Below are 13,741 nucleotides of genomic sequence, written 5' to 3'. Positions count from 1 at the left end.
GACGAACGGGCGGGAGGCGGTCGTTCCCGTGTGCCCCGTTTTCTCATCTTTCTCATCGACCGCTCATCGGCGATGCCGCTACTCCGCGAGGTGCAGGACGACCTCGTCGATCTCCTCGCCCCGGGCCGTCGCGAACCCCCGCGCCCGCGCACTGGTCACGAACCCGCACTTCTCCAGCACGCGCCGCGAGCCCGCGTTGTCGGCCGCCGCGCGCGCGTACAGCGGGCGGTCCCGCACCTCGGTGAGCAGGGCGCGCAGCGCGGCCGTCGCCACGCCCTGCCCCCAGTACGCCCTGTCCACCCAGTACGTCACCTCGCGTTCGCCCGGATCCCCGTACACCGCCGTGCTGCCGATGACGTCACCGTCGCCGAGGATGGTCCGCACCACGTCGCGGGAGGCGCGGATCTTGTTCCAGTGGGTCGCGAACGCCTCCCAGTCGGCCGGGTCCTTCACCGTGAAGGCCGCCATGCGCAGGGCCTCCGGATCGTTCATCTGCCGGAAGAAGACGGGCAGATCGCTGTCGTGTACCTCGCGCAGTGCGATGTGCATGGATCAGAGCCTACGCGTGGCCAGTGTCAGCCGGTCCCGCGCGTCGAACAGCGCGTCCTTCACCATCTGTTCGTGCGCGGGCGTCAGCCGCGCCACCGGCACCGAGCAGCTGATCGCGTCCCGCGCGGGGGTGCGGTAGGGGACCGCCACGCCGAAGCAGCGCAGCCCCAGCGTGTTCTCCTCGCGGTCCACGGCGAAGCCCTGCTCCCGCACCAGGCGCAGCTCCTCGATGAGCTTCTCCCGGTCGGTGATGGTGTGCTCGGTCAGTGCCGGGAGCGTCTCCGGGAGCAGCTTGCGCACCTGCTCGTCGCTGTACGTGCTCAGCAGCGCCTTGCCCAGCGAGGTCGAGTGCGCGGGCAGCCTGCGGCCGACCCGGGTGAAGGGCCGCAGGTAGTGCTGGGACTGGCGGGTGGCCAGGTAGACCACGTTGGTGCCGTCCAGGCGCGCGAGGTGGATGGTCTCCGTGGTGTCGTCGGAGAGCCGGTCCAGCGTCGGCCGGGCCGCCGCGACCACCTCGTCGCCGTCGATGTACGAGGTGCCGACCAGCAGCGCCCGCACCCCGATGCCGTACCGCGTGCCCGTGGCGTCCGTCTCCACCCAGCCCAGCTCGACCAGCGTGCGCAGCAGCATGTAGAGGCTGGACTTGGGATAGCCGACGGCCTCCTGGACCGACGCGAGGGAGTGCATACCGGGGCGTCCGGCGAAGTACTCGAGCAGCTCAACCGTCCGCACCGCGGACTTGACCTGCGCTCCGCCCCCCGTCTCGACAGCCGACATCGCCCTTGACCCCTTCGTTCGACGAGAAGCTGAAGATATAGTCTCGACAGCATATTCATCAGTAGAGACAGCGTTCAGTATATCGAACAACTTCTGTGCAGAGCACGTGGAGGGACCGGCGTGGCAGCAGCACCAGTCTGGAGTGTCGACCCCCGTACCGGGAAGCAGCGTGAACAGGTCGCCGTGGAAGCCACGGCCCAGGAGGTGGACGCCGCCGTCCGCGCCGCGCACGCCGCCCGGGACGCCCTCGCCGACCGCACCGTCCGCGCGGCCTTCCTGCGGAGCGCCGCCGACGAGCTGAAGGCGGCCGAGGGCACCCTCGTCGAGGTCGCCGACGCGGAGACCGCGCTCGGCCCGGTCCGGCTCACCGGTGAACTCGCCCGCACCTGCTACCAGTTGCGGGCCTTCGCCGACATCGTCGACGAGGGCGAGTACCTCGGCGTGGTCGTCAACCACCCCGACGACACCGCCACCCCGCCCATCCCGGACCTGCGCCGCTACAAGGTGCCGCTCGGCGTCGTCGCCGTCTACTCGGCCTCCAACTTCCCCTTCGCCTTCTCCGTCCCCGGCGGCGACACCGCCAGCGCCCTCGCGGCCGGCTGCCCGGTCGTCGTCAAGGCGCACCCCGACCACCCGGCCCTGTCCGAGCTGGTCGCCAAGGTGCTGCGCCGGGCCGCGGCCCGGCACGGCATCCCGGACGGGGTCCTCGGCCTGGTGCACGGCTTCGAGGCGGGCGTCGAGCTGATCAAGCACCCGCTGGTCGCCGCGGCGGGCTTCACGGGCTCGGTGCGCGGCGGTCGCGCGCTGTTCGACGCGGCGGCGGCGCGCCCGGTGCCGATCCCCTTCCACGGCGAGCTGGGCTCGCTGAACCCGGTCGTCGTCACGGAGGCGGCGGCCGTGGAGCGGGCGGAGGCGATCGGCGCGGGGCTGGCCGGTTCCATGACGCTGGGCGTCGGGCAGTTCTGCGTGAAGCCCGGGCTGGTGCTCGTGCCGGCCGGTGACGCCGGTGACGGCCTGGTCAAGTCCCTCACCGACGCGGTCAGCGCCACCGACGCCGGGGTGCTCCTCGACCACCGCATGCGGGACAACTTCGTCGCGGGCGTCGCCGAGCGCACCGCGCTGCCCGACGTGGACTCCCCGGTGACGCCGGGAGCGGGCGGCGAGCACACCGTCAGCCCCGGGTTCCTCACGGTGCCGGCGGCGCGGCTGGCGGCCGAGGGCGAGCACGACCTGCTCCTGGAGGAGTGCTTCGGGCCGGTCACCGTGGTGGCCCGCTATCAGGACGAGGCGGAGGTGCGGGGCGTACTGTCCCGGCTGCCGGGGAACCTCACGGCGACCGTGCAGCTCTCCGCCGAGGAGGTGGCGGGGGAGGGTGCCGGGGCGGCGCTCCTCGCGGAGGTGACGCCGTTGGCGGGGCGGGTGCTCGTCAATGGCTGGCCTACGGGGGTTGCCGTGGCGGCGGCTCAGCAGCACGGGGGGCCTTACCCGGCGACCACTTCGACGTCCACGTCGGTGGGCGGTACCGCTATCGAGCGGTGGTTGCGGCCGGTGGCCTATCAGGGAGTGCCTGAGGCGCTGCTGCCGGTGGAGCTGCGGGACGACAATCCGCTGGGGCTGCCTCGGCGGTTCAACGGGGTGCTGGAGCGGTAGCGCCGTGGGGGTGCGGGTTGTTCGGCGGGTCACGCGCCGTCGTGGCTTGTCGCGCCCGCGCGGCGGAGCCGCAAAATCGACACCGCCCCGCGCCCCTTAGGTGAACGCTCCCGGCCTGCGATGATCAAACCATGAATCTCGAACTCCCCGAACTGCCCTTCGCCCTCCGCCCCTACGGCCCCGACGGTGGCTGGGCCTACGCCGACGGTGTGCTCACCGGGGTCGCCGGGCCACGGCAGGATCGGTTTGTGCCGCCGACCGGGGAAGCGTTGGAGTCCGTGTCCGACGCGCCGCGGTTGTTGGGGGCGCCCGACGGGGACTTCCAGCTGATCGCGCGGGTGTCCGTCGGGTTCCGGGGAGCCTTCGACGCCGGGGTGCTCTACGTGCACGTGGGGGAGCGGGCCTGGGCCAAGCTGTGTCTGGAGTACTCCCCGGACGTGCCCACCGTCTGCACGGTGGTCACCCGGGGGCACTCCGACGACTGCAACTCCTTCACCGTGGACGGGGACTCCGTCTGGTTCCGGGTCAGCCGGACCGGACGGGCCTTCGCCTTCCACGCCTCCCTCGACGGGGAGCACTGGACCTTCGTACGGCTCTTCACGCTGGGTGACGAGGAGGAGACCGGCGCCGCCCTGGTGGGCTTCCTGGCGCAGGCGCCGACGGGGGAGGGCTGCACCGTGACGTACGACCACCTGGAGTTCCGGCCGACCTGGCCGGCGGACCTGCGGGACGGCAGCTGACGGCGGGAATGCGACCCGCTGCTTGAACGTTCACGTACGACGGCGGAGAGGGCCTCCGCCGTCGTACGACCTGGAGAAGAGCCGAGACATGCGCGTCGAGATCTGGAGCGACATCGCCTGCCCCTGGTGCTACGTGGGCAAGGCCCGCTTCGAGAAGGCGCTCGCGGCCTTCCCGCACCGGGACGGGGTCGAGGTGGTCCACCGTTCCTTCGAGCTGGACCCCGGGCGGGCCAAGGACGACGTGCAGCCCGTGCTGACGATGCTCACCGCCAAGTACGGCATGAGCGAGGCGCAGGCGCGGGCCGGTGAGGACAACCTCGGCGCGCAGGCCGCCGCCGAGGGCCTCGACTACCGCACCCGGGACCGCGACCACGGCAGCACCTTCGACATGCACCGCCTGCTGCACCTCGCCAAGGAACGGGGCCGGCACGATGCGCTCCTGGAGGCCTTCTACCGGGGCAACTTCGCCGAGGAGCGCTCCGTGTTCAACGACGACGAGCGGCTCGTCGAGCTGTCCGTCGCCGCCGGGCTCGACGCGGACGAGGCCCGCGCGGTGCTCGCCGACCCCGCCGCCTACGCCGACGAGGTGCGCGCCGACGAGCGGGAGGCCGCCCAGCTCGGAGCCACCGGGGTGCCGTTCTTCGTGCTCGACCGCGCCTACGGCGTCTCGGGCGCCCAGCCCGCCGAAGTCTTCACCCAGGCGCTGACCCAGGCGTGGGGCGAGCGCACGCCGCTGAAGCTGATCGACGACGGCGACGCGCAGGCCTGCGGTCCGGACGGGTGCGCGGTGCCCCAGGAGTGAAGGGCCGGGCGAAGGCGCAGGTGAGAGGGCGCGCATAAGCGATACTTGGAGGAACCGCGTAGAAATACGCGATGGACGGGGAGGTCACGGGGCCGCACAGTGGTGCCATGGAGAGCTTCGAGAACCTCGTCCGTACCGAGTTCGCCCCGAAGACCACGTACCTGAACACCGCCAGCACCGGCCTGCTGCCCGCCCGGACCCTCGTGGCCATGCGGGACGCGGCGGCCTCCGCGGCGGCCGGGCAGCCGCTCGACATGTTCGCCGACGTCGAGGCGTCCCGGGCCGCGTACGCCCGCCTCGTGGGGGTGCCCGCCACCCGGGTCGCGACCGGCGCGTCCGTCGCCACGTTCAGCGGCCTCGTCGCCGCGTCACTGCCCCCGGGCGCCGAAGTCCTCACCGCGGAGGCCGACTTCAGCTCCCTGGTGAACCCGCTGTACACGCGCGGCGACCTGAAGGTGCGCAGCGTGCCGCTGGAGCGGCTCGCCGAGTCGGTGGGTCCTGAGACCGCGCTCGTCGCGGTCAGTTCCGTGCAGTCCGCCGACGGGCGGCTCGCCGACCTCACCGCGCTGCGGGAAGCCGCCCGGGCGCACGGGGCGCGGACGCTGATCGACGTCTCCCAGGCGAACGGCTGGCTGCCGACGGCCGCGGACGACTTCGACTACGTGACCGCCGTCGGCTACAAGTGGGTGCTCTGCCCGCGCGGCGTCGCCTTCCTCGTGGTGCCCGAGGACCTGGGAGCGGCGGCCGGGCTGACCCCGCTGTTCGCCGGGTGGGCGACCGGGGAGCGCCCCTGGGACAGCTGCTACGGCCCCGTCGAGGAACTCGCGCACTCCGCCCGGCGGTTCGACGAGAGCCCCGCCCTGTTCTCCTACACCGGCGCCCGGCACTCCCTGGCCCTGATCGAGGAACTGGGCGTCGACACCGTGCACGCCCACGACACCGCTCTCGCCGACCGGTTCCGCGCGGGGGTGCGCTCGCTGGGCCACGAGGCGGTCGACGCGCCGGGCTCCGCGATCGTGTCCGTGCCGGGGCTGGGCCGCCGGCAGGGCGAGTTGAGCGGGGCGGGGGTCCAGGTGTCCGACCGGGCGGGCAATCTCCGGGCCGCCTTCCACGTGTACAACACCGCGGCCGACGTGGACCGGCTGCTCGACGTGCTGGCGGGCTGACCCGGCAGGTCCGGCAGGTCCGGCAGGTCCGGCAGATCCCGGCAGGTCCGGCAGATCCGGGAAGAAATATCGGGCAGGGGCCTCCCGTCCCACACGAAAAGGCCCCTGCCCGAGTCTCAGACGCGGGTCACTTCACCGGGGTGAAGTCCCGCGCGCCGATGAAGTCCGGCCGCCGGATGGGAGCCGCGAACGGCTCCACGGCCGTGTTCTCGACGCTGTTGAACACGATGAAGACGTTGCTGCGCGGGAACGGCGTGATGTTGTCGCCCGACCCGTGCATGCAGTTGCAGTCGAACCAGGTCGCCGAGCCGGCCTTGCCGGTGAACAGCTTGATGCCGTACTCGGAGGCCATCTTCGTCAGCGCCTCGTCGGACGGGGTCCCCGCGTCCTGCATCTGCAGGGACTTCTTGTAGTTGTCCTTCGGCGTGGCCCCCGCGCACCCGAGGAACGTCTTGTGCGACCCCGGCATGATCATCAGGCCGCCGTTGGTGTCGTAGTTCTCGGTGAGCGCGATCGAGACCGAGATCGTGCGCATGTTGGGCAGGCCGTCCTCGGCGTGCCAGGTCTCGAAGTCCGAGTGCCAGTAGAAGCCGCTGGCCCCGAAGCCGGGCTTGACGTTGATCCGCGACTGGTGGACGTAGACGTCCGAGCCGAGGATCTGCCGGGCCCGCCCGACCACGCGCTCGTCGCGCACCAGTTTGGCGAAGACCTCGCTGATCTTGTGCACCTCGAAGACCGACCGGATCTCCTTGGACTGCGGCTCGACGATCGAGCGCTCGTCCGCGCGGATGGCCGGGTCGGTGGTGAGCCGCTCCAGCTCCCGCTGGTACTCCGCGACCTCGTCCGGCGCGATCAGCTGATCGATGGCGAGGAAGCCGTCGCGGTCCAGGGCCTGGAGGTCACCCGCCGAGACGGGACCGGGCGTGTCCGGGGAGCCCCAGACGACCGGGTCCTGCCGGGGAGTCGCCACCTCGGTGGCGCCGCGGGTGGGATAGAGGTCGGTGACGTTCGTGGTGGTGGTCACGGTGACTCACACCTCCTCGGTGAGCAGCGGGTAGACGCCGTTCTCGTCGTGATCCTCCCGTCCGGTGACGGGCGGGTTGAAGACACAGATGCAGTGGAAGTCCTCCTTGACCTTGAGCGTGTGCCGCTCGTGGCCGTTGAGGAGGTACATCGTGCCCGGCGTGATGTGGTACGTCTTCCCCGTCTCGCGGTCGGTCAACTCGGCGTCGCCCTTGGTGCAGACGACGGCCTCGATGTGGTTGGCGTACCACATCGACGTCTCCGTACCCGCGTACAGGATCGTCTCGTGCAGGGAGAAGCCGACCTTCTCCTTGGCGAGGACGATCCGGGTGCTTTCCCAGGTGCCGGACGCGCTCTTCACGTGCCGGTCGGTGCCTTCGAACTCCTTGAACGAACGGACGATCACGGTGTTGCGATGCCTCCTAGGTGAGGATGTGCGGTGGGGTCCCCGGCGCCTTCGGCAGTGCCACCCGAAGGCGCCGGAAGCAGTGGTGGTGCCCGGCGGTCCCGTCGTCGGACGGTCAGACGGTCACGCGGTCTCGCGCACGGCCCTGGCCAGGGTCTTCATGCCCTCGTCCAGTTCGTCGGGCGTGATGGTGAGCGCCGGCAGCAGTTTGACGACCTCGCTCTCGGGGCCGGACGTCTCGATGAGCAGCCCCAGCTCGAAGGCGCGCTTGGCGACCCGGCCCGCGCGGCCCTTGTCGTGGAACTCCAGGCCCCAGACCAGACCGCGGCCCCGGTACTCCTTGATGTCGGCCAGGTTCTCCTCGGTGATGGCGATCATGTGCTGCTCGACCTGCTCACCGCGGGTGCGGGTCTGCTTCTCCATCGCCGACCCGTCGGCCCAGTAGGCCTCCAGCGTGGCGGTCGCCGTGACGAAGGCCGGGTTGTTGCCGCGGAAGGTGCCGTTGTGCTCGCCCGGCTCCCAGACGTCCAGCTCGGGCTTGAACAGGGTCAGCGCCATCGGCAGGCCGTAGCCGCTGATCGACTTGGAGACGGTGACGATGTCCGGCGTGATGCCCGCCTCCTCGAAGGAGAAGAAGGCGCCGGTCCGGCCGCAGCCCATCTGGATGTCGTCGACGATGAGCAGCATGTCCTGCCGCTCGCACAGGTCGGCCAGGGCGCGCAGCCACTCGGCCCGGGCGACGTTGATGCCGCCCTCGCCCTGCACGGTCTCGACGATCACGGCGGCCGGCTTGTTCAGGCCGGAGCCCTGGTCCTCCAGCAGCCGCTCGAACCAGATGAAGTCCTCGACGGTGCCGTCGAAGTAGTTGTCGAACGGCATGGGCGTGCCGTGCACCAGCGGGATGCCGGCGCCGGCCCGCTTGAACGCGTTGCCGGTCACCGCCAGCGAGCCCAGCGACATGCCGTGGAAGGCGTTGGTGAAGGACACGATCGACTCGCGCCCCTTCACCTTGCGGGCCAGCTTGAGCGCGGACTCGACGGCGTTGGTGCCCGTCGGGCCCGGGAACATGACCTTGTACGGCAGGTCGCGGGGCCGCAGGATGGTGTTCTGGAACGTCTCCAGGAACCGGCGCTTGGCGGTCGTCGACATGTCGAGCCCGTGCGTGACGCCGTCCCGCTCCAGGTAGTCGATCAGCGCGCGTTTCAGGACCGCGTTGTTGTGCCCGTAGTTGAGCGAGCCCGCTCCGGCGAAGAAGTCGAGGTACTCGTGGCCGTCCTCGTCGTACATGCGGCTGCCGACCGCACGGTCGAAGATGGTGGGCCAGCCGCGGCAGTAGCTGCGCACCTCGGACTCGACGGTCTCGAAGACGCTGAGGTCGGGCTGGGTGATGGTCACGACAAATCGCTCCTCGTGGGGTGAGGGTGGGAGAGGGAGGTCGTACGGATCCGGTGGGACCGGTCGTGGTCCCGGCCGGGAAGTCTGGGGGCCGGGCCGGTCGGGGGTGCCCCGACGGCTCGGCGAGGCGTCAGCCGACGGCGGGCAGGGGGCCGATGCGGTAGAGGACCTCGGGCTCGTGGGGCCCGTCGGGGAACACCGCCGTGTCGAACAGGACTTCGCGCTCGAGCGGGGCGCCGCGGCGCTCGGCGAACGAGGTGAACAGTCGTTGGGACGCCGTGTTGTCGGGAGAGATCGTTGTCTCCAGGATGGTGATCCCGCGTTCGCGGGCCACCCGGTCCGCCAGTCCGTCGACCAGCGTTGCCGCGAGCCCACGACCACGGTACGTCCCGTCCACCGCCACCTGCCACACGAGCAGGGTGTCGGGACTGTCCGGCCGTACGTAACCGGTGATGAAGCCGACCGGCACGCCGTGCCCGTCGCGGACGACGGCCGAGGTGGAGGCGAAGTCCCGGCACCAGAGCAGGTAGCTGTACGAGGAGTTCAGGTCGAGGACCTCGGAATCCCTCGCTATCCGCCACAGGGCGGCACCGTCGGCCACTCTCGGACGATCGATTTGCAGGTCTGCTTGCGCGGCAGTCATGCAAATTGAATTTACCCAGCGAAATTCGAAATTGCATCGCCGGATGGGGTTACGAATGGGCGCCTCGTGTGTTATCACGCGGGCGCGTGCCCCCGCGCGAGGCGGCGGCGGTATGTGGTGATTTGCCGGGGACGTAAGCCGCAGAACGGGCGGCTTGTGGATCGGGTCACAATCGCGTAACCCGTACGAGACGTGTCCGAAATGTGAGGGTCGGCAGTCGTGAAATCTTTGTGTTTAGGTCCGAGGAAAGCGGGCAGAAGAATACGGGAAGCTGCGCTGAGTGGAATTCCTTAATTCTGCTTGTGCGAGTATCAGGAATTCCCTCCAATTCATCCCCGCGAAAGGCCGGGTCCGGCCGGACGCCCCCACGCCTCCTCGACGGCCCGCCGGGCGGCCTCCTGATCGGCCTTCACACCCCGCTCGACCAGCGCGGCACCCAGTGCCGCCAGGCAGCCCTGCACGGCCCCGCGCGTCGCGTCCGGACCGTAGTGGTTGACCCGGACCATCTCGCCCGCCAGCGCGCCGCCGCCCGCCGCCAGCGGCAGCGCCGGGTCGGACTCCAGGGCGCGGGCCACCAGCGCGGACGCGTCCACGTCCGCCGGCGTCCGCAGCGTCGTCGCGACCGGCGCCGCGTCCCTCGCCTCGTACACGTACGGTTCGAGGCCGCCCAGCGCGAGCGCGCCCGCCCGGGTGGCCGCCGCGGCGGACGCGTGCCGCGCCCGCACCGTCTCGGGGCCCTCCGCCTCGATGCGCTCGACGCAGGCCTCCAGCGCGAGCATCTCCAACTGCGCCGGGGCGTGCAGCAGCGCCTTGCGCCCGCCGTCGATCCAGCGCTCCTTCCAGTCGAGGAGCGACAGGTACGACCGCCGCGGGGCGTTCGGGTTCGCCGCCATCCGCGTCCAGGCCCGCTCGCTCACCGACACCGCCGAGACCCCCGCCGGACCGCCCATCGCCTTCTGCGCGCCGATCACGCACAGGTCCACGCCCCACGCGTCCGGCAGCACCGGTTCGGCGCCCACGGAGGCCACCGCGTCCAGGTAGAAGAGCGCCCCGTGCGCCCGCACCACCTCGCCGATCTCCGCGACCGGGTTGGTGTTGCCGGTCGCCGCCTCGGCGTGCACGAGGGACACGAAGTCGATCTCCGGGTGCTCGGCCAGGGCGTGGCGGACCTGCTCGGCGGAGACGGCCGTGTGGAACGGCACCGCGAGGTCGTGCACGGTCGCGCCGCAGTCGCGCAGCCAGTTCCCGAAGGTCTGCCCGTAGGGCCCCGTGACGACGTTCAACGCGACGGTGCCGGGACCCGCGGCGGCGCGGATCGCGCCCTCCAGCGGCAGCAGTGCCTCGCCCTGCATGACCACCACGTCCTGCCCGGTGCCGAGCAGGCGCGCGACACGGTCCTCGATCGCGGCGAAGCGTGCGGGGCTCAGCGGGGGGAGGTCCAGGAAGGGATGGGTCACGGCGGTGCTCTCTTCGGTGACGACGGGTGTGCGGCGCGGGTACGCGGCGTACGGAGTCGAGAGTAACCATGGCGTCCGCCGGGACTCGCGCCGGAGGGCTTCCGTTGCGACACCCCCACGCCCGGAATCGTGGCTTCCGTCACAGCCGACGCCGTCCGTGCCTGATGAACTGGCCCCGTGTTCCTCGTACTTCTGCTGGTCGTCGTGGTCGCCGTGGTGTCGGCCGTCGGGCTGACCGGCCACGGCGCGAGCGTCCTCGCCGCCCGCCGCGCCCGGGGTCCCGGAGCCGGACCGGCACTGCACGCCCTCGCCGCGTTCGCCGGTGCCGCCGCCGTCGCGGTGTACGCCTGGGGGCTGCTGCACGTGACCGGCGCCGTCATGGAGTCGAACGGCGGCGCGGGCTCCGCACCGGCGCCGCCCTGCCGCACACCCGGAAACGAGGAGCGCGCCCTCCACGTCATCGACCAGTCGGTCTCCTTCCTGCCCCTGGGGTTCGTCTGCGAGACCACCGACGGCGGCGAGTACACCAGCGACGACGTCCCCGGCTACGTCAACCCCGCCACCGCCGTCCTGGCCCTGACCGCCGTCGCGAGCGCCGTCGGGGCCGGGTACGCGACCGAGCTGCGCGCCCGCGCGGCAGCCCGCGGCGGCCGCCGGTGACCGGCCCCGGACGGGCGTGCGGGCACCGTTTAGGGTGCGGGGCATGAGCGATCGCGCGGTGCTGCACGTGAAGGGTCGGGTGCTCGTCGGACCGGAGGAGGTCCGGGACGAGGTGTGGGTGATCGACGGCCGGATCTCGTACGACCGACCCACCGGCGCGGCCGACGTCCGCACCGTCGAGGGCTGGGCGCTGCCCGGCCTGGTCGACGCGCACTGCCACGTCGGCCTGGACCGGCACGGGGCCGTCCCCGCGGACGTCGCGGAGAAGCAGGCGCTGACCGACCGCGAGGCGGGCACCCTCCTCATCCGCGACGCGGGCTCCCCCTCGGACACCCGCTGGATCGACGACCGCGAGGACCTGCCGAAGATCATCCGGGCCGGACGGCACATCGCCCGCACCCGCCGCTACATCCGCAACTACGCCTGGGAGGTCGAGCCCGAGGACCTCGTCGCGTACGTCGCCCAGGAGGCCCGGCGCGGCGACGGCTGGGTGAAGCTGGTCGGCGACTGGATCGACCGCGACCTCGGCGACCTGTCGGCCTGCTGGCCGCGCGACGCCGTCGAGGCGGCGATCGCGGAGGCCCACCGCCTGGGCGCCCGCGTCACCGCGCACTGCTTCGCCGAGGACTCCCTGCGCGACCTGGTCGAGGCCGGCATCGACTGCGTCGAACACGCCACGGGGCTCACGGACGACACGATCCCCCTCTTCGCCGAGCGGGGCGTCGCGATCGTGCCCACCCTGGTCAACATCGCCACCTTCCCCTCGCTGGCCGAGGGCGGCGAGAGCCGGTTCCCGCGCTGGTCGGCCCATATGCGCCGGCTCCACGAACGCCGCTACGACACCGTCCGCAACGCCTACGACGCGGGCATCCCGGTCTTCGTCGGCACCGACGCGGGCGGCGCCCTCGCCCACGGGCTGGCCGGGGCCGAGGTCGCGGAGCTGGTCACCGCGGGCATCCCGCCCGTCGAGGCTCTCGCCGCGACGACCTGGGCCGCCCGGCGCTGGCTCGGCCGTCCGGGCTTGGAGGAGGGCGCACCGGCCGACCTGGTGGTGTACGAGCAGGACCCGCGCGCGGACGTGCGCGTGCTGACCGCTCCGCGCCGGGTGGTGCTCAACGGACGGGTCGTCGGTTAGCCGACGGGAGTGACGCGGGGGAACACCCGTGCCGTGAGATTCGAAAAGGTTCGCCAAAACTCCTCGAAGGAGTGAAGTGCCCCTGGTTCGCTGACGGTTCGGCGGGCGCGGGGACATTCTGTCCGGGTCCCAAGCACGTCGCTCATGCGTGCCCCGCACGCATGTCTCACTGGGGGTCCCACCACCTTGAACGGCAACACCTTCCGCATGCCCGCACGCCGTCTCGCCACCGTCGCGGCGGCCACGGCCCTGGCCGCGGGCCCCGCGGCCCTGGCCGGCGCGGGCTCCGCCCACGCGACCGGCGACCACGGCCGCGCGAGCGCCACCGTGCTGCGCACGGGGCTCGACGTCTCCCTGCTCAACAAGACCGTGAACGTCCCGCTCGCGGTCACCCTCAACGAGGTTCAGGCCCCCGAGAGCGCCGAGAAGACCGCGCTCACCGCCCGGCTGGACGGCGTGGACGGCGGAAAGCCCTTCAGCGTCCTGCGCGCCGACGTGGCCGAGGCCAAGGCGACGGCCACCGCCGAGAAGAGCGAGGGCACCACGACGCTGGCCCGCGCCAGGCTCCACGTCCCGGGCCTGCCGCTGCTGTCGGTGATCGAGGTCCAGGAGGTCACCTCCACGGCGACCTGCCAGGCGGGGAAGAAGCCGGTCGCCGACGCCAATCTCCTCGGTCCGGTGACCGTCCTCGGCAAGAAGGTCACGCTCAGCACCGGCGGGACGACGGACGTGAAGGTGCCCGGCGTCGGAGAGGTGCGGCTCGACCTCTCGAAGGAGGAGACCACCTCCCGCACGGCCGCCGCCACCGCGCTCGAACTCAAGGTCTCCGTCAACCCCCTCGACCTGAACGTCGCCGAGGTCGACGGCACCGTCACCCTGGCCAAGGCGACCTGCGAGTCCCCGGCCGCCCCGGCGGACGAGGCCGAGCAGCCCCCGGCGAAGGCCGACGAGCCCCCGGCCGAACAGGACGCCGACCCCGCGGCCGAACCCGCCGCGGACGTGAAGCCCCAGGGCGCCCGCACCGAGGCGGACCTGGCCGAGACCGGCGGCAGCTCCGCGACCCCGTACATCGCGGCCGGCGCCGCGGCGCTGGTCCTGGCGGGCGGAGGCGCGCTGATCCTGGCCCGACGCAGGCGGGGCTGAGGGGGGCTGAGGGGGGACCGGCTGGGGGGCGGGTCTCAGGCCGGTTCTGGCCGGGGGCGTCTCTGTGGAGGCGGTCGGGAGCGGGCAGCGGTCTGGTGGCCCCGTGCGTCGCGGCCGGTGCCGGGTCCTGGTCCAGGCGGGGGGCGCTGGACCAGGACCGGCGTAGGCGAGGCAGGCGGTGAGGGGACCGGTCGG

14 protein-coding genes are annotated in these 13,741 nt (G+C 72.0%); 7 read left to right on the top strand and 7 right to left on the bottom strand.

All coding sequences use genetic code 11. From position 1 onward, the window contains the following. Window positions 1–78: 78 nt before the first annotated feature. Both ACGH52_RS09870 and ACGH52_RS09865 read right to left on the bottom strand, forming a co-directional pair. On the bottom strand, window positions 79–549 hold the full coding sequence (locus tag ACGH52_RS09870; protein WP_121700906.1) for a GNAT family N-acetyltransferase: 471 nt from the start codon (window positions 547–549) through the stop codon (window positions 79–81). Window positions 550–552: 3 nt separating this feature from the next. Continuing rightward, window positions 553–1,326: an IclR family transcriptional regulator gene (locus ACGH52_RS09865; protein ID WP_059301842.1), complete on the bottom strand. Its 774-nt coding sequence runs from the start codon at window positions 1,324–1,326 to the stop codon at window positions 553–555. A gap of 120 nt (window positions 1,327–1,446) precedes the next feature. Between ACGH52_RS09865 and ACGH52_RS09860 the strand changes: the two genes are divergently transcribed. The 4 genes from ACGH52_RS09860 (at window position 1,447) to ACGH52_RS09845 (ending at window position 5,684) form a co-directional block, all read left to right on the top strand. Next, complete coding sequence (locus ACGH52_RS09860) at window positions 1,447–2,976, top strand: aldehyde dehydrogenase (NADP(+)) (RefSeq protein WP_076973756.1); 1,530 nt, start codon at window positions 1,447–1,449, stop codon at window positions 2,974–2,976. A gap of 131 nt (window positions 2,977–3,107) precedes the next feature. Next, entirely contained in the window at window positions 3,108–3,716 is a 609-nt protein-coding gene (locus tag ACGH52_RS09855; protein WP_121701311.1) for a DUF1349 domain-containing protein, read from the top strand. Window positions 3,717–3,804: 88 nt separating this feature from the next. Then, entirely contained in the window at window positions 3,805–4,518 is a 714-nt protein-coding gene (locus ACGH52_RS09850; protein ID WP_399938633.1) for a DsbA family oxidoreductase, read from the top strand. 71 nt (window positions 4,519–4,589) lie between these two features. Then, window positions 4,590–5,684, top strand: coding sequence for an aminotransferase class V-fold PLP-dependent enzyme (locus ACGH52_RS09845; protein ID WP_399938631.1), 1,095 nt, complete (start codon window positions 4,590–4,592; stop codon window positions 5,682–5,684). Between the two features lie 127 nt (window positions 5,685–5,811). Here the strand turns inward: ACGH52_RS09845 and thpD are convergent, their stop codons facing one another. The 5 genes from thpD to ACGH52_RS09820 all read right to left on the bottom strand — a co-directional run bounded on the left by thpD (window position 5,812) and on the right by ACGH52_RS09820 (window position 10,608). Continuing rightward, entirely contained in the window at window positions 5,812–6,708 is an 897-nt protein-coding gene (gene thpD, locus ACGH52_RS09840; RefSeq protein WP_171987103.1) for an ectoine hydroxylase, read from the bottom strand. Window positions 6,709–6,714: 6 nt separating this feature from the next. Then, on the bottom strand, window positions 6,715–7,113 hold the full coding sequence (locus ACGH52_RS09835) for an ectoine synthase (protein ID WP_030184764.1): 399 nt from the start codon (window positions 7,111–7,113) through the stop codon (window positions 6,715–6,717). A gap of 123 nt (window positions 7,114–7,236) precedes the next feature. Further along, window positions 7,237–8,508: a diaminobutyrate--2-oxoglutarate transaminase gene (gene ectB / locus ACGH52_RS09830; protein ID WP_076973752.1), complete on the bottom strand. Its 1,272-nt coding sequence runs from the start codon at window positions 8,506–8,508 to the stop codon at window positions 7,237–7,239. Between the two features lie 130 nt (window positions 8,509–8,638). Then, window positions 8,639–9,151 (bottom strand): diaminobutyrate acetyltransferase, encoded by a 513-nt coding sequence (gene ectA, locus ACGH52_RS09825; protein WP_121701312.1) that lies wholly within the window; start codon window positions 9,149–9,151, stop codon window positions 8,639–8,641. Window positions 9,152–9,480: 329 nt separating this feature from the next. Continuing rightward, window positions 9,481–10,608 carry a pyridoxal-phosphate-dependent aminotransferase family protein gene (locus tag ACGH52_RS09820; RefSeq protein WP_399938629.1) on the bottom strand — a complete coding sequence of 376 codons (1,128 nt, stop codon included), beginning with the start codon at window positions 10,606–10,608 and terminating at the stop codon, window positions 9,481–9,483. A 177-nt stretch (window positions 10,609–10,785) separates the two neighbouring features. On the opposite strand from ACGH52_RS09820, the gene ACGH52_RS09815 reads away from it, so the two are divergent. The 3 genes from ACGH52_RS09815 to ACGH52_RS09805 all read left to right on the top strand — a co-directional run bounded on the left by ACGH52_RS09815 (window position 10,786) and on the right by ACGH52_RS09805 (window position 13,546). Continuing rightward, the gene (locus ACGH52_RS09815) at window positions 10,786–11,268 is read left to right on the top strand and encodes a hypothetical protein (protein WP_210976854.1); all 483 of its coding nucleotides are present in this window, start codon (window positions 10,786–10,788) and stop codon (window positions 11,266–11,268) included. A 43-nt stretch (window positions 11,269–11,311) separates the two neighbouring features. Next, window positions 11,312–12,403, top strand: a complete 1,092-nt coding sequence (locus ACGH52_RS09810; RefSeq protein WP_399938627.1) for an amidohydrolase family protein — start codon at window positions 11,312–11,314, stop codon at window positions 12,401–12,403. 186 nt (window positions 12,404–12,589) lie between these two features. Beyond that, on the top strand, window positions 12,590–13,546 hold the full coding sequence (locus tag ACGH52_RS09805) for an SCO1860 family LAETG-anchored protein (protein ID WP_399938625.1): 957 nt from the start codon (window positions 12,590–12,592) through the stop codon (window positions 13,544–13,546). The last annotated feature ends 195 nt before the right edge of the window (window positions 13,547–13,741 follow it).

The organism is Streptomyces sp. BBFR25 (assembly GCF_044590125.1).
Taxonomy (GTDB): Bacteria; Actinomycetota; Actinomycetes; order Streptomycetales; family Streptomycetaceae; genus Streptomyces; species Streptomyces canus_D.
This window is presented reverse-complemented; position numbering and strand designations above follow the sequence as displayed.